Consider the following 15,642-nt stretch of genomic DNA (forward strand, 5'->3'; position numbering starts at 1 on the left):
AGCAACTTCCGCACGTAGCGGTCACGATCCTGCCGTTCAACGCGTCCCACGCCATGCAAGCCCTGGAGCGGGACCACCTGCCCGACATGGACTGACGGCTCTCGCCGCCGACACCCCGGGCCGACGGCCTCGCGCTCCTCGTCCTCAGGATTCGGAGGAGGGCGAGGAGTCCGGCGGGGCGGCAGGTGCGGGCCGTTGGAACGTGGCGTACAGCAGCCACAGCGAGGGCACGAGCAGGAGAGCCCCCGCGGCCAGTACCACCAGGCAGGCGGCCAGGACCGCACCGTCCGAGGCGGCCTGTTCGACCGTCGTTCCGCCGACCAGCATCGCGGGGTACTGCGCCGCGCCCCACGCCCACAGGATCGCGGCCACCGCCAGCGCCGAGGCGGGGCGGGCCGCCACGAACCGTTCGCGGTGCAGCAGGGCGAGGCCGAGGAGACCGGCGACGACGCTCAGGACGACCAGCGGCAGCGCGCGATGGGTCAGCCCGTGGAAGAGTTCGGGGGCGTCCGCGTGCAGCACGGCGATACCGGCGGCCGCGACGGCGCCACTGACCAGGCCGCTGATGACGGCGCGACGGGCGAAGACCGAGGCGAGCGCCCGCTCGCCGTCGCGGGCGGCGTCGGCACACAGGTACACCGCGGCGAGATGGGTGCAGGTGGTGACCGCCAGGACGCCGCCGAGGGCGGACGTCGGGTTGAGCCAGCTGGTGATCACATCGCCGGCGGCGAGGCCCGGCGGTACCCGTCCGGAGGCGACAGCCCCGGCGACGGCGCCGAGGAAGAACGGCGTGAGCAGGGAGGACAGCGCGAAGAACGCCCCGAACAGCCGCTGCTGCCACAGCTCGGTGCTCGCCTTGCGGAAGGCGAAGGCGGCCCCTCGCGCGATGATGCCCAGGGCGGCGAGCGTCAGCGGCAGGTAGAGCGTGGACATGACGGCGGCGAAGACCGGGGAGAACGCGGACCACAGCAGCACGATCACGAAGATGAGCCATACGTGGTTGGCCTCCCAGATGGGACCGATGCTGTGCTCGATCAGACGGCGCTGGGGCAGCCCGCGCCGGGACCCGCCGGCGAGCAGGTCCCACACGCCGGCCCCGAAGTCCGCTCCGCCGAACAGGGCGTAGCAGGTCAGGCCCACCCACATGACAGCAAGAGCCGTGTCTGCGAGCACGGTCACCTCCGGTGCTGGCCGACTGGGCGGCGCGAGAAGCGGTTCAGGTGGTGGAAACAGCGGTCATACGACGGGATAGTTCTCGACGTCCTGCTCCTGCGGGGCCAGGGGCACGGCAGTGCCCTTGGCCAGACGGCGGAGCACATAGACGGTGGCGACGGTCATGCCGGCATAGACGATCAGCACCAGCCACAGCCCGGTCATGAGGCCCGGCGCAGGGTTGACGGCGTCACGCACGCTCATGATTCCCCAGACGATCCAGGGCTGCCGTCCGAGTTCGGTGACACACCAGCCGCTCTCCAGCGCGACCACCGAGGCGGGACCGCCGATCGTGGCCAGCGTCAGGAACAGCCGGGATCCGCGCTGGTCGAGCAAATGGCCCCGGGTCCGCCGTCCCCGCCACCAGGACAGCAGCAGCCACGCCCCCAGGGCCAGGAGGAACAGCCCGATCGCCACCATGATGTCGAACGCCCAGTGCACGCCCGTCACCGCCGGCCACTGACTGCGCGGCACCTTGTCCAGGCCCTGGACGACGGTGCTCGGTGAGTAGCCGACCAGCAGGGAAAGACCGTTGGGGATCTCCAGCCCGTAGCGCAGGGCGTCGTCACGGGCGATGCCGCCCAGGGTCAGCGGCACGTGCGAGCCGGTGGTGAACACGCCCTCGATCGCCGCCAGTTTCGTCGGCTGGAACTCCGCGAGGAACCGCGCGGCCCAGTCGCCCACGACGAGCTGAAACGGCGTCACCACCGCTCCCAGCGTGAAAGGGATGTAGAACCCCGCCTTGTGATAGGCGTCCCGGCGGCCCCGCAGCAGTGCGACGGCGTAGACCGAGGCCGTCAGGAAGGACGCCACCATGAACGCGGCGAGGATCATGTGCACGGTCTGCGGCGGACTCGCGGGATTGAGCATGGCGGCCCATGGGTCCACGTCGAACACGTGCCCCTCGCGCAGCACGAAGCCACGGGGCTGGTTCATCCAGGCGTTGGCACAGACCACGAAGAACGCCGACGCGACACCCGCCACCACGATCGGCAGCCCGGTGAGCAGGTGCCGCTTCGGCGGCAACCGGTCCCAGGCGTAGAGGTAGATGCCCAGAAAGATCGCCTCGATGAAGAAGGCGATGCCCTCCAGGGCGAAGGGCAGCCCGATGACCTGCCCGAACCTCCCCATCAGCCCCGGCCACAGCAGCCCCATCTCGAAGCTGAGGATCGTGCCGGACACCGCGCCCACGGCGAAGAGCACGCCCATCGCACGAGCCCACCTGCGTGCCAGGAGCCGGTGGGCGGGTTTTCCGGTACGGATCCCGTACCACTCGGCGATCAACGTGAGCGCGGGCAGGCCCACACCGAGGCACGCGACGACGATGTGCCAGGCGAGGGAGAACCCCATCTGTGCCCGGGCCGCGGCGAGGTCCCCCTCGGACACCTTGTCCACGGCCAGTACGGCGACCGGCCACGGGGGCCCGGCCAGATGATGCATGACGGCCACGCCTGCCTCCCACCGGTGAGCCCTGCCCGGCGTCGTGGTGTATGCGCCGGTTTGTGCTCCTTGAAGGTAGCGGCACGGAGCCCCGAAGCCGCCCGCGCCACGCCTCGGCGCAGGCCACATGCACGCGGTCATCGAGGCGCTCGGGGCCGGGGCCGTCGGGATGTCGCCGGCACGAGCCGCCGCTTGCGCCGGATCAGCGGGGCGGGGACGGCCGTCGCGGCAGGCGGACGTGGATGGTCTTGCCCTGTCCGGGGACCGCGGTGACGGTGACCTTGCTGGTGAGGCGGCGGACCATGGGCCATCCGAACCCGCCGGTGCCACCGTTGAGGTCGGGGGTCCGCTCCCGTGGGGGAGTGGGGTCGGGATCGCTCACGGCGGCGTTCAGCGTGTCCGCGGTCGCCGTGAGTTCGAGCGTGTACCGACCGCCGCCGTGCCGCAGGGCGTTGGTGGTGAGTTCGGAGACCACGAGGACGAGAGTCTGCGCCGACTCGGCGGCCGGGGCCGGGTCCAGTCCGTCGACGAAGGCGCGAGTGACGTCACGAGCGTGAGCGATGCCACAAGGGCTGTCACCTTCGGTACGGACAAGGGCCCTGGGGGTGAAAGTACGTGTGGTGTCGATGTCGGTCATGCACTACCACCCGGTCCTGATCGGTTGTGCCGGCAGGCACAGCGTGTGCCCGCCCGACAGGACTTCAACCCGTAACGCGCCCTTGCGGGTGTATACGCACGCTTTTCTGTGTTGCTCCTGAAGAAAATCTCCGAGGGAGGCAGTGCATTTCTGGTCCCCTGCCGCGGCGACGATTCTTAGTCGCCTCAAGACCCGTGTGAAAAGGCCCGTTCCGCAAATGCACTCCGCGGGCCGTCTCACACGGCCTTCTGCGCCCGTGGCATTCGCCGCGACAGCCTCATCGCGCGTTCGCCGGAGCGATGCGGCTGTGAACCCGGAACCGGTCGGTGCGGTCGTCCGGCGCGGGGCACAGGTGAACCGTGACCGGACCGGCGAAGGTGTACCCCTGCTCGGCCGCATGGCGGCGGACGTGGGCGGCGAGGGCAGGGGCCACGGGCAGCGGGCTGTCCGAGAGCAGGCGGTGGGTCTGCGGAAGCAGTTCGATGACGAAGGCGTTGGGTGCCACGACGCGCTGCCGACCGACGATCAGGGCGTTCTCGTCGCATTGCCGCAATAACGTGGTCAAGGCCTCGCCGCGCGTCTGCCGAGCCGGTGACAGGCGGCTCCACACGTTCATCACCCATTGCTCCATGACGCGTTCGCTTTCGAGGAATCCCATCGGGGGCGCCTGCCCCACCCCATCCCGAGCAGGCTCACCCATACGGGCGTACTTCCGGCGGCACGGCAACGCGCCGCCAACTGCGCCGAGCACCGCCGAGGCGGTCGGCCCGCCACCGGAGTGGAGCGATATGGCACACAGCCGCGGCAGAACGCGCTTTGAGCGGGTACACGGGTCAAAGCAAGGGACAACAACCGCATAGTTGCCATGTGACAATGATGGTCATCGGCAACAGGGTGTCGGTATCGGGTACGAGGGGAGAGGACCTGAGATGCTCCGATGGGCGGGAACCACTCCGCGCGTCGAGCGCTGTCGCCTGCGTGCGACGCAGTCGGTGCCGCGAGCGCCGGGTCAGGCGGTGCGGCTGTCGGAGTCCGTCACGTCCCCGTGCATCTGCGCTGCCGCGGTGTCGCAGAACGCCTCCAGCCCCTCCAGCAGGGCCACTCGCTTCGCGACGGGCATATCCGCGAGTACCTTTCGCAGTTCCTTTTCTCTGCGGGCCCGCAGATCGGCGAGGAAGGCGCGGCCTCGGCTGCTGAGGTGCAGCCGCACCTCGCGTCTGTCCTCCGGGCGCGTCACCCGCTCGACGAATCCGGCCGCGTGCAGGCGGTCGCAGAGCCGGCTGGTGGACGGTGGTGTGGAGGCGAGGGACTCGGCGAGGGTGCGCAGGTTGATGCCGTCGTGGTGCTCGAGGATGTGCAGCACGCGCAGCTGGGAGGCGGACGTGGGCGCGGTGGAAGCCCGCCCCCACACGACTTCCAGCAGCTCAACGGCCGTCGTGGTCACACGCGCGACCTCGTCGGGCTCCGGGCGGCGGAAGGCAGTCACGATCACACTCTCGCAGGCGCTGGGGTGCCTGCAAGCGTACTAGGCGCAGTCGCCGAGTACAGAGACTCCGGCGCGACCGATGCGACTCCGTGAGCGAGAAGCGTTTCGTTGTAGGACGAAAGATTGGTGTATATCCCATCATGAACAGATTTGTAGCCGCCGAGCGCGCGCTGCGTACGGCGGCTCCGCACGAGCTGCTCGACGCCATCCGTGCCGTACTGGCCGACCAGTACGGTGTGGAGGACGTCGAGCTGTTCATGGCGGATTACGGCCTGACCGTGCTTCAGCCGGTGTCGGTGCTCCCGCACACCATGGAGCCGGTGTCGGTGCACAACAGTCCCGCCGGGCGGGCCTTCGGCTCCCAGGAGCCCTATTGCGAAGACGCCCGGGACGGGCGGGCGCGCCTGCACCTGCCGGTCAGTGTGCGCGGCGACCGCCTCGGTGTGCTGAGCGTCACGCTGCCGGAGGCCGACGCCCGGGAGCGCGAGTCCGAGCTGGCCGAGATCGCCTCCGTGCTGGGGCACGAGGTGATGGTGGCGGAACGTGACACCGACCTGTACCTGCAGGCGCGTCGCAGGGACCGGCTGACCCTGGCCGCCGAGATGCAGTGGCAGTTGCTGCCCGGCCGCTCCTGCTCCCGTCCCGAGTACGAGTTGGGCGCTCAGCTGGAGCCCGCCTACGCGATTTACGGCGACAATTTCGACTGGTCCGCCACCGCCGACCATCTGATGCTCTATGTGACCAACGGCATGGGCGAGGGGATAGAGGCCTCCCTGCTGACGAACCTGGCGATCAACGCCCTGCGCAACGCGCGCCGCGCCGGTATTCCCATCGCCGACCAGGCCGCCCTGGCCGATCAGGCGGTCTACGCCCACTACCAGGGGCGCTGCTACCTGTCCGTCCTCATGTTCGACTTCGATCTGGATGCCGGCCGGGCGAGCGTGGTGGACGCCGGCTCCCCCCAGCTGCTGCGGCTGCGGGACGGCAAGGTGGAACGTGTGTCCTTCGAGGCGCAGCTGCCGCTGGGTATGTTCGAGGAGACCGACTACGTGGTGCAGGACTTCCACGTGGAACCCGGTGACCGGCTGGTCTGCGTCAGTGACGGCGTCCACGCGGTGGCTTCTCCCAAGGGGGAGACCTACGGGGACGCGGCCCTCGCCCGGGCCATCCACGCGACCCGGCTGCTGCCTGCCGCGGAGGTGCCGCGCGCCATCCTGCGGGAGCTGACCGGCCACCGCGGCGAGGCCGTGCCGGACGACGACGCCCTGGTCATGTGCCTGGACTGGTACGGAAGACGGGAGGGCTGACGGTCGGGCCGGGCGATCGTGAGGATCGCGTGTTGTTCGACTCGGCCCATCGCGCTAACGTTTGTCATCCGGCAATAATTGTCTGATGGTCCACCGTTCGGTCGGCCAGAGGTCCACAGCAGGGAGACGATGCAGGTGGCGGAGCACGACACGGCCCCCGAGACGGCGCGGGAACTGGGCGCCTTCCTGGAACGCCGCCGTGAGCAGATCGCCCAGCGATGGGCGGACGCCGCGCTGTTCCGCACGGTCTTCACCGTCTCGCGGGGCGAGGCGGTCGAGGCGTGCAAGGCCGTGGTGGACGCTCTGGCGGACGTGGCCCGCACCGGGCGGCTGGCGGACGTGACGGCGCCCGGTTTCGGCGCCGTGAGAGACCAGTTGGGGCGGATGTCCGCCTCCCGGAGCCGGGCCGGGCAGGGCCCGTCGCAGATCGCCGACGAGGTCGCCGGCCTGCGCGAGCCGGTCGGCGCACTGCTGCGGGCCGACTTCGAAGAGCGCCCCGTCGAGGAGACGCACGCCTGCCTGGTGGCGCTGACGGTTCTCATGGGCACGCTCCGGCTCGTGGTGATGCAGACGACGGTGCACGCCGGCGAGGAGCTGATCGCCCGCCAGCGCGAGCAACTGCTGGAGGTCGCCACCCCGGTCATCCAACTGTGGGAAGGCATCGTCGCCGTGCCGCTGATCGGCACCCTGGACAGCGCCCGCAGCCAGGTGGTGATGGAGAACCTGCTGGAAGCGATCGTGGCCCAGCGGGCCCGGTACGCCATCCTCGACATCACCGGCGTGCCGACCGTGGACTCGCTCGTGGCGCAGCACCTGATGAAGACCGTCGCCGCGGCCCGCCTGATGGGGGCCGAATGCATCGTCTCCGGAATCCGCCCCGCCATCGCCCAGACCATCGTCCACCTCGGCATCGACCTCGGGTCGATCACCACCCGCGCCACCCTGGCCGACGCCCTGGCGCACGCCCTCACCCGGCAGGGCATCGTCGTCTCCCCGCGGCCGGTCGCGGGAGCGAGCACCCCGTGACAGAGTTCTCCGCCTCCCTGCCTGCACCGGTTCCGGTTCCCGTACCGGTGCTCGCGCTGGGGGATGTCCTGCTGGTCACGCTGCAGGGGGAACTGCACGACGGGGCGGCCGAACAGCTGCAGGACGACGTGGCCCACCGCATCGCCTCCAGCGCGGCGCCGGTGGGTGGTGTGGTGATCGACATCTCCGGCGTGGAGATCGTCGACTCCTTCCTCGGCCGCGTCCTGGCCGAGATCGCGGCGTCCGCGAGCCTGCTGGCCGCCCGCACGGTCCTGGCCGGGATGCGCCCCGCCGTGGCCATCACCCTCGTCGAGCTGGGCCTGACCCTGCCCGGCCTGGTGACTGCCCTGGACGTCGAAGCGGCTCTGTCCCTGCTGGGACGAGCCCCTCTGTCCGCTCACCGCGTTCACCCGGAAGGGGGTGCGTGATGCATGCCCCATCCGCCGCGACGACACGTCTGCACATCGGCTCGGACGCGGACCTGGCCTGGGTCCGTCACGAAGTACGCCAGGCCGCTGCCGGCCTCGGCTTCAGCCTGGTCCAGCAGACGAAGCTGGTGACCGCGGCCAGCGAGCTGGCCCGCAACACCCTTGTGCACGGCGGCGGCGGACACGTGGAGATGACGCACCTCGACGACGGTGCCGGCCGAGGACTGCGACTGGCCTTCACCGACGAGGGCCCCGGAATCCCGGACCTGGAGCTGGCCATGACCGACGGATACACCTCCGGGGGCGGTCTGGGCCTGGGCCTGAGCGGGGCCAAGCGGCTCGTCCAGGAGTTCACCGTCGACACCCGCCCCGGACAGGGCACCACCGTCACCATCACCGACTGGGCCACCACCCTGCCCTCCGCCCGTACGGGCGGATCATGAGCAGGGTCTGGGACGTTCCCCTCCAGGACAGCACCCGGGTCCGGGACGCCCGCGTCGCGGCGGAAGCCGCCTGCGCCGCCGGCGGCATGGACGCGCACTCCACGGCGGTCGCCGCCCTGGTGGCCACCGAGCTGGCCACCAATCTGGTCAAACACGCCAGCGGCGGACGCATCATCATCAACCTGACCGGCCCGTCCGACACGTTCGCGGAGGCCGTGCCGCACGTGCAGATCATCTCGCTCGATCACGGGCCCGGCATCGACGACATCCAGGAGACCCTGCGGGACGGCTACACCACTTCCGCCGTCTCCCTCGGCGCCGGCCTGGGCACCTGCCTGCGGATATCCAGCGACTTCGACCTCCACAGCCGACCGGGCCGCGGCACCGTGGCCATGGCGCGCGTCAGCCAGTCGATGACTTCCGCCGGCCGCCGGTCCCGGCCGGTCCGCTCCGTCACGGGAGCCCGAGCCGGGGGAGTCAACACCTCACTCGCCCACGCCGAGCACTCCGGGGACTCCTTCGCCTGGGTGCGCTCAGGCTCGCGACTCACCCTGATGCTCGCGGACGGACTCGGACACGGCGAAGCAGCGGCCCGGGCGTCCACCGCCGCCGTCCACGCGCTGCACGCAACCGCCGACCGGCCACCGGCCGACATCCTCCGGCAGTTGCACACCGCCCTGCACGACACGCGAGGCGCGGCCGTCGGTGTGGCGCAGCTCGACGAGACCAGCGGCCACCTCTCCTTCGCCGGTGTGGGCAACATCGGTGCCCGGCTCCGCACCGACGGCTCCTGGCACGCCCTCACGTCCCACCCCGGCATCGTCGGAGCGCACTTCCCGGCGAGGGTGCCCCTGCACGGAGCGGCCTGGCAGGCGGACAGCCTGCTCGTCCTGCACAGCGACGGGCTCCCAAGCCGGTGGGAGCCGCCGCACGACCCCAGGCTCCAAGCCCACGACCCGGCCCTGGTGGCCGCGGTCGTCCTGCGGGACGCCGGCAGCGCGGCCCGCCCCCTGCGTGACGACACCAGCGTGGCCGTACTGGCCCCCGGCCCCGGGACCGGACATCCATGACCGCGACTTCCGACGCCGGGAAGGTCGCCTCCGCCACCGACGCGGCCCGGGTACGCCCCGCCACCGACGCGGCCCGGGTACGCCCCGCCATCGACCGCGACCAGGACAGGCCCGAAGACGCCCGCGGCATGCGGGAACATCCCGCCGCCGCGGCGGTTGCCGCACCCCTCGGGGCACACACCTGCTGGGCATCCTGACGCTCACCGCCCCAGCCCCCGCTTCGACACCCTGAGTACGCGAGACGAGACCTGGAGCAGGACACGGACGCGGCCGCCGACGACCTGCTCACACCCCTCCTGCACGACTCCGAACGCGACGGCGACGTGTGCCTGCTGCTCTGCCGCAACTCGGAGCCGGCGGTCGTCCAGAAAGTCCTCGCGCGGCGTCGCGACCTCAGGGGGTGACGACGGGGAAGCGGTGGTCCGGGGTGTCCAGGACCGACAGGAGCCGTGACAGTTGCGAGCCGTCACCCGTCATGGTGATGCCCGCGGTGCCCTTGCCCGCGAGCAGCGCGAGGAGTTGCGTCTTGGTCATCGTCATGGTCAGCCCCGTATCGGGGTCGGGGCTCGCGCCGCTGGTCCAGGTGAGTACCCCGTTGGCGAGCCGAAGGTGCCAGTAGACATCGTCGATGTGCCAGTCGAGGGCGAGACGCAGCGACCACGCCTCGGGTCCGTTGACGCGTACGGCCAGGCCGTCGATGAGCTGTGCGACCGTCAGTGCCCGGTGCAGATCGGGCCCCGTGGTGGGCTTGGGAACCGGCTTGGCCCCGTGCATCAGCTCTTGCGCACCGGTGAGGTAGAAGTTGCGCCACACGGCGTTCTCGGCGGCCCGGCCCAAGCGCAGGTAGAGCACGGCGAGTTGCTGCTTCGCCCTGGCATCGGCCGGATCGTTGAAGACGGCGTGATTGAGGAGCGTCACCGCGAAGCGCAGGTCGCCCCGGTCGCTGTAGTGCCGGGCACGGGCCCGCACGGCGGCCTGCCCCCCGAGGGACTCGACCCACCGTCGCGCCTCCTCGGCCGGCGGGTGTTCCCACAGGTGCGCCGGGTTGGCGTCGAACCAGCCCATGTACCGCTGGTAGACGGCCTTGACGTTGTGGCTGAGGGAGCCGTAGTAGCCACGGTTGGCCCACGCCTGCTCCAACTGCGGCGGCAGGCGCAGGCTTTCGGCGATCTCGGTGCCGTTGAGACCCTTGTTGATGAGGCGGACGGTCTGGTCGTGCAGATAGCCGTAGAGATCCCGTTGCCGGGTGAGCAGGGCGACGATGTCGTCGTTGCCCCAGGTGGGCCAGTGGTGGGAGGCGAACGCCACATCGGCGGCGCCCGCGTAGAGGCCGATCGACTCCGTCAGGTATCCGGCCCAGGCGTGCGCGTCGCGGACCTGGGCGCCGCGCAGGGTCAGGACGTTGTGCATCGTGTGGGTGGCGTTCTCGGCCATGCACACCGCCCGCAGGTCGGGCAGGAGGAAGTTCATTTCCTCCTGGCACTCCGTACCCGGAGTCATCTGGAAACGGATCCGTACACCGTCGAGGGTGACCTCCTGCCCGGTGGCCTCGATGTACCGGGTGGGCGGTATCAGGCCGATGGTGCCGGTGGAGACGGCGAGCCCGAGGCCGCAGCCGACCTGGCCGGCCGCGTCGGTGGGCAGGTTGGTGCCGTACATGTAGCCCGCACGGCGGGACATGGCGGGGCCCGCGTAGACGTTCTCGCTGACCGCGTGCTCCATGAAGCCGCGCGGCGCGAGGACGGGTGTGCCGTCGGCGCCGTCGGGCAGGACGCCCCGGCAGCCGCCGAAGTGGTCGACGTGGGGGTGGGTGTAGATCATGGCCCTGACCGGGCGGTTCCCGCGGTGGACACGGTACAGCCGCAGTGCCGCGGCCGCGGTCTCCGCGGAGGTCAGGGGGTCTACGACGATGATGCCGGTGTCGCCCTCGACGATGGTCATGTTGGACAGGTCCAGGCCGCGGACCTGGTAGATGCGGTCCGTGACCTCGTAGAGCCCCTGGCGGGACAGCAGCCTGGCCTGGCGCCACAGGCTCGGGTCGACGGTCGTCGGCGGGGTCTCGGTCGCGTCGGCGAGGAAGCGGTGGGCGTCGGGGTCCCAGGCGGTGCTGCCGGCGGGCGTGGTGATCGGTCCTCCGGTGTACGCGGCGATGAAGCCACGGTCGGCGTCGGCGAAATCGGTTCGGTCGTCGTAGGGGAGATCGCCGGTGTGGGTGGGGGACGGTGTCCCCGAGGCCCCGCGGCCGGGGGACGCCTCGGACGCCGGCGCGTTCACAGGCACGGCCGCCGCGGCGGCGCCCGCGGCGGCGGCGACGAAGCCACGTCGGTTCATCGGATTCATGTGTGTGCACCCTTCTCGGTGTCGGTCGCGAGGCGGAGCAGGCCGAGCCGTCGCGCGTCCCGTTCCGGCCGGATGGCGGTGATGGCCGAGGCGCCCGCCGGCAGCATCACCCCGGCTGCGACGAGGAAAGCGGTCGCGTAGCCGGAGGAGGCGGTGTCCGCCGCGTCGATGAGGTGGCCGGTGACGAAGGGCGCGATCAGGCCGGGGAGGGTGCCCGTCGCGGCGACGATGCCGAAGACGGCTCCGCGTTGGGCTGCCGGAACCACCTCTGCGACGGTCACGTAGTGCAAGGGGATCGCGACGGCGACCGTGCCGAAGGCCACCCCGATCAGGAGCATCCGGACGGCATCGCCGTCGACGAAGGGAAAGGCGACCATGGCACAGCCGGCGACACATACCGAGGCTCCCTGTGCGGCTCCGCTGGACCAGCGGCTGGACACCCCGCGGGCCTTGAGGGCGTCCATGAGCGGCGAGACGGTCAGCAGCAGCACGAGGCTGAGCGCGGAAATGCCGCTGATGGCGGTCGCCACCGTCCCGGGACCCAGATCGAGCTGGGTCCTGAGGTAGGCGGGCAGCCAGGCGTGGGCCAGAGCGAGCGCCCAGGCGGCTCCGAAGGCGCTGGCGATGCTGCCCAGCGTGGTTCCGGTGAGCAGCAGCCGACGGTAGGGCAGCTGCTTCACCGGCCGTACGTCACCGGCCCGTGGCGCACGTGCCTCGTCGTACGGTCCGTCGTGGCCCGTCCGCCACCACACCAGCGCCCACAGCAGGCTGACGACGGCCAGGACGGCGTATGCCGACCGCCATCCGAAATCCGTGATGAGCCAGATGAGCACGGGCGCGGAGACCAGCGTGCCGATCGCGGCGCCGCCGATCTGCAGGGCCGAGGGCAACCCGCGCCGCTCGGGCGGGAACCACTTGTACAGCGCGTGCATGGACATCGAGGCCGCCGGGCCTTCCGCGACACCCAGCAGGACGCGGCCCGCGATCAGGGTCGGGACCGCCGCCAGGGCCAGAACGGGCAGTTGGGCGACCGCCCACAGCAGCGCCATGACGAAGAGCATGGTCCTGCTGGAGATGCGGGAGGAGAAGAATCCGACGACGAGACCGGAGAGGCTGAACAGGAGGTAGAAGGAGCTGGAGATCAGTCCGTAGGTGCTGTTGCTGATGTGCAACTCGTCCATGATCGGGACGGCGGCGAGGCCGAGGACCGACTTGTCGGCGAAGTTGATGACCATGAAGGTGACGATCATGGCCGTCACCAGCCAGGCGCGGCGGCGGTCGGTCGGGCGGGCGGCGGCCGGGCGCGCCGAACGGTCGGCGGGAGGCGCGGAGGGTTGGGGTGCCATGGGTGACTCCTGCGGATGCGGGTCGAGCAGGGGCGGGCGCGGACCGCCGGTGGCGCCGGGGGAGCCGCGGCGGGATGGGCCGGGCACACGGCGAGCGGACCCGGGGAGGTCCGGCTCGGACGGCCTCCCCGGGGCGCCGGTCAGACGAGTGCCTTGACGATGGCGTTCTTGTGGATCTCGGTCGTGCCGGTGACGATCCGGAACATGCGCAGGGACCGGAAGATCTGCTCGACCTCGTGACCGCGGGTCAGTCCGTCCTTGCCGTGGATCTGCACGGCCTGGTCCGCCGTGCGGAAGCACGCTTCGGCGGTGAACAGCTTGCACATGTTCGCCTCCACCGCGATGTTCTCGCCGCGGTCGGCCTTCGCGGCGGTGGCGAGGACCATCGACCGGGCCGCGTAGAGGTCGGTGGCCATGTCGGCGAGCTTGTGCTGGATGGCTTGGAGAGCGAGCAGCGGCTGCCCGAACGCGACCCGGGTCCTGGCGTGGGCGACGGACAGATCCCAGGCGCGCCGGGCGGCCCCGATCAGGGAGGGACAGTGGAGCAGCCGGTTGAGGGTGATGCGGCCGATGCCGATGCGCAGCCCCTGGCCGACCTCTCCGAGCAGGTTCGCGACGGGGACGCGGCAGTCCTCGAAGAGCAGGTCGCCTTCCATCTGCTGGCCCGACATGGGCACGGCGCCGTCCAGGACACGGCAGCCGGGGGTGTCCAGGTCGACGAGGAAGGCGCTGTAGGTCTCCTCGCTGTCCGCCATCCGGGCGACGACGACCGCGAAGTCGGCGAACGGGGCGGCGGAGCTGAAGACCTTGTGCCCGCTCAGCACGTAACTGTCGCCGTCGCGCGTCGCGGTGGTCCTCATGCGGCGTACGTCCGAACCGGCGTCCTGTTCGGTGAGGGAGAAGCAGCAGGCGCGTTCGCCCCGTACGACCGGCAGGAGATAGCGCTCCCGCTGCTCGTCGGTGGCGTACTTCATGATCGCGCCGACGCGCAGCGGTCCGCCCATGTCGCCGAGGACCGAGTGGGACAGGGCCGCCCCGGAGGCGGTGAGCTCCTCCTTCAGAGCACACAGTTCGGTGAAGTTCAGTCCCTGGCCGCCGAGTTCCGGCGGCAGGCTGATGCCGTAGAAGCCGAGCTCGGCGCTGCGCTTCCAGACGCTTTCCAGGGTGGACCGGTCCAGCCTGCTCTCGGGGGTGATGCCGTGCGCCCGCTCGTAGGGCAGGAGTTCGTCGGTCAGGTAGGCGCGCAGCCGGCCGACGAGGTCCTGGAGGCGGAGGTTGTCGTCGTAGTGCGGGGTGAGGGTGTAGGGCATGGGGTGTTCCCTGTTCAGTGGACGCGGCGCTCGGCGCCGGACCAGTAGGTGTCGCGTATCGCGCGGCGGTCGATCTTGCCGTTGGGGTTGTGGGGCAAGGCGGCGACGACATCCACGGAGCGGGGCTTCTTCATGCGGGCAAGGCGCTCGGCGCAGAAGGCGATCAGCTCCTCCGCGTCGAGCGTGACCCCTGACCGCGGGACGACGACGGCCTTGACCGCCTCGCCCCACCGCTCGTCGGGTACGCCTACGACCGCGGCCTCGAAGACGCCGGGATGCTGGTGGAGGACGGATTCGACCTCGACCGCGTAGATGTTGAACCCGCCGGAGATGATCATGTCCTTCTTGCGGTCGACGATGAAGACGTATCCGTCCCGGCGCCGCCGCGCCAGGTCGCCGGTGAGGAACCAGCCGTCGCGGAAGCTCCGCGCGGCCAGTTCCGGCTCGTTGTGGTAGCCGGGAACGACATCGGGGCCGCGGACGGCGATCTCGCCGATCTCCCCGTCCGGCACCGGGTCGCCGTTGTCGTCGACGATCCGCACCTCGGCCTCGGCCAGCGGGCGGCCGCAGGACAGCAGCAGTTCCTCGTCGTCCCCCTCGACGGCGCGGCGGTGGTCCTCCGTGGAGAGGAACAGCACCCCGGAGGTCGTCTCGCCGCATCCGTACCCCTGGCTGAGCACGGGGCCGAAGAGGTCCCAGGCCGCCCGAACCCGGGCGGGTGACATGGGCGCCGCGCCGTAGAGCAGATGACGGAGACTGGAGAGGTCGAAGTCGCGGGCGTTCTCCAGCGCGAGGACCGTGTTGACCATGGTCGGAACCAGGAACGCGTGGGTGGCGCGTTCCCGTTCCACGGTGGCGAGGAACTCCTCGGCGTCCCAGCGCGGCAGTACCACGGCGCATCCACCGGCGAAGAAGATGCCCATGAGCGGCATGCCGGAGGCGTGGGTGACGGGCCCCGCGAGGATCTGCCGGTCGCCCCTCCCGACCCGAGTGGCCTGGTTCATCACCGACTTGCGCAGCAGGGCCAGCCGGTTGCCGTACGTCTGGACGGCCGCCTTGAGCTTCCCGGTGGAGCCCGAGGTGAAGTGCAGGACGGCGATGTCGTCCTCGGCGCACTCCACGTCGACGGCCTCGCGGGAGGTGGCCGCGAGGGTCTGGGCGTAGCCGGGACCGAGGTCGGCGGGACCGTCGTAGCCGATGACGGCCTTCACGCCCGAACCGGGCACCGCCCGCCGCGCCGTGTCCAGGTGCGCGGCGTCGGTGAGCAGGACACGGGCGTCGGACTCCCGCAGGAGGTGGGCGACTTCGGCGTCGCCGAGGCGGGCGTTGACCGGCGCCCGGGCCAGCCCCGCCTTGTAGAGCGCCACCTCCGTGACGACCAGCTCCGCGCGGTTGGCCGCGAGCGTCGCCACGCGCTCCCCCCGGCTCAGGCCCATTGCGGTGAGCGCGGTCGCCAGTCGGTCGCTGTGGTCGTCGAGTTCCGCGTAGGTCAGCCGGACCTGGCCGCACACCACCGCCTCCGCGTCCGGATGGTGCTCGGCTGTCCGGCGTACGTAACGCCCGAGGTTCATCGCCGCCTCCAGAGTTTCAGAACAAT

General features: G+C 70.8%; 15 protein-coding genes. 6 read left to right on the plus strand and 9 right to left on the minus strand.

Annotated elements, in window-relative coordinates:
• Positions 1–144: 144 nt before the first annotated feature.
• The 5 genes from ACZ6IM_RS34135 to ACZ6IM_RS34155 all read right to left on the minus strand — a co-directional run bounded on the left by ACZ6IM_RS34135 (position 145) and on the right by ACZ6IM_RS34155 (position 4,733).
• On the minus strand, positions 145–1,173 hold the full coding sequence (locus ACZ6IM_RS34135; protein ID WP_469562031.1) for a cytochrome d ubiquinol oxidase subunit II: 1,029 nt from the start codon (positions 1,171–1,173) through the stop codon (positions 145–147).
• A 63-nt stretch (positions 1,174–1,236) separates the two neighbouring features.
• Positions 1,237–2,652, minus strand: a complete 1,416-nt coding sequence (locus tag ACZ6IM_RS34140; RefSeq protein ID WP_469562238.1) for a cytochrome ubiquinol oxidase subunit I — start codon at positions 2,650–2,652, stop codon at positions 1,237–1,239.
• 202 nt (positions 2,653–2,854) lie between these two features.
• Positions 2,855–3,289, minus strand: a complete 435-nt coding sequence (locus ACZ6IM_RS34145) for an ATP-binding protein (RefSeq protein WP_469562034.1) — start codon at positions 3,287–3,289, stop codon at positions 2,855–2,857.
• A 277-nt stretch (positions 3,290–3,566) separates the two neighbouring features.
• Positions 3,567–3,965, minus strand: coding sequence for an FhaA domain-containing protein (locus ACZ6IM_RS34150; RefSeq protein ID WP_469562037.1), 399 nt, complete (start codon positions 3,963–3,965; stop codon positions 3,567–3,569).
• A 333-nt stretch (positions 3,966–4,298) separates the two neighbouring features.
• Positions 4,299–4,733, minus strand: coding sequence for a MarR family transcriptional regulator (locus ACZ6IM_RS34155; RefSeq protein WP_052838761.1), 435 nt, complete (start codon positions 4,731–4,733; stop codon positions 4,299–4,301).
• 182 nt (positions 4,734–4,915) lie between these two features.
• Between ACZ6IM_RS34155 and ACZ6IM_RS34160 the strand changes: the two genes are divergently transcribed.
• The 6 genes from ACZ6IM_RS34160 to ACZ6IM_RS34185 all read left to right on the plus strand — a co-directional run bounded on the left by ACZ6IM_RS34160 (position 4,916) and on the right by ACZ6IM_RS34185 (position 9,246).
• Positions 4,916–6,082 carry a PP2C family protein-serine/threonine phosphatase gene (locus tag ACZ6IM_RS34160; protein ID WP_052838618.1) on the plus strand — a complete coding sequence of 389 codons (1,167 nt, stop codon included), beginning with the start codon at positions 4,916–4,918 and terminating at the stop codon, positions 6,080–6,082.
• A 129-nt stretch (positions 6,083–6,211) separates the two neighbouring features.
• On the plus strand, positions 6,212–7,108 hold the full coding sequence (locus ACZ6IM_RS34165; protein ID WP_469562040.1) for an STAS domain-containing protein: 897 nt from the start codon (positions 6,212–6,214) through the stop codon (positions 7,106–7,108).
• Positions 7,105–7,536 (plus strand): STAS domain-containing protein, encoded by a 432-nt coding sequence (locus ACZ6IM_RS34170; RefSeq protein WP_469562043.1) that lies wholly within the window; start codon positions 7,105–7,107, stop codon positions 7,534–7,536. Before ACZ6IM_RS34165 ends, ACZ6IM_RS34170 begins: the two co-directional genes overlap by 4 nt.
• Positions 7,536–7,979: an anti-sigma regulatory factor gene (locus ACZ6IM_RS34175; protein WP_469562046.1), complete on the plus strand. Its 444-nt coding sequence runs from the start codon at positions 7,536–7,538 to the stop codon at positions 7,977–7,979. The genes ACZ6IM_RS34170 and ACZ6IM_RS34175 overlap by 1 nt, the downstream gene beginning before the upstream one ends.
• Positions 7,976–9,049, plus strand: coding sequence for a SpoIIE family protein phosphatase (locus ACZ6IM_RS34180; protein WP_052838614.1), 1,074 nt, complete (start codon positions 7,976–7,978; stop codon positions 9,047–9,049). The genes ACZ6IM_RS34175 and ACZ6IM_RS34180 overlap by 4 nt, the downstream gene beginning before the upstream one ends.
• Positions 9,046–9,246 carry a hypothetical protein gene (locus ACZ6IM_RS34185; RefSeq protein WP_052838613.1) on the plus strand — a complete coding sequence of 67 codons (201 nt, stop codon included), beginning with the start codon at positions 9,046–9,048 and terminating at the stop codon, positions 9,244–9,246. Before ACZ6IM_RS34180 ends, ACZ6IM_RS34185 begins: the two co-directional genes overlap by 4 nt.
• A gap of 196 nt (positions 9,247–9,442) precedes the next feature.
• Here the strand turns inward: ACZ6IM_RS34185 and ACZ6IM_RS34190 are convergent, their stop codons facing one another.
• From ACZ6IM_RS34190 to ACZ6IM_RS34205, 4 genes are all read right to left on the minus strand, one after another.
• Positions 9,443–11,389: an alkyl/aryl-sulfatase gene (locus ACZ6IM_RS34190; RefSeq protein WP_469562050.1), complete on the minus strand. Its 1,947-nt coding sequence runs from the start codon at positions 11,387–11,389 to the stop codon at positions 9,443–9,445.
• Complete coding sequence (locus ACZ6IM_RS34195) at positions 11,386–12,735, minus strand: MFS transporter (protein WP_469562053.1); 1,350 nt, start codon at positions 12,733–12,735, stop codon at positions 11,386–11,388. The genes ACZ6IM_RS34190 and ACZ6IM_RS34195 overlap by 4 nt, the downstream gene beginning before the upstream one ends.
• Positions 12,736–12,875: 140 nt before the next feature.
• A complete protein-coding gene (locus tag ACZ6IM_RS34200; protein ID WP_052838611.1) occupies positions 12,876–14,045 on the minus strand; it encodes an acyl-CoA dehydrogenase family protein in 1,170 nt (389 codons plus the stop codon).
• Positions 14,046–14,059: 14 nt separating this feature from the next.
• Entirely contained in the window at positions 14,060–15,616 is a 1,557-nt protein-coding gene (locus tag ACZ6IM_RS34205) for an acyl-CoA synthetase (RefSeq protein WP_469562056.1), read from the minus strand.
• Between the last annotated feature and the right edge of the window lie 26 nt (positions 15,617–15,642).

The organism is Streptomyces sp. NPDC042336 (genome assembly GCF_055581985.1).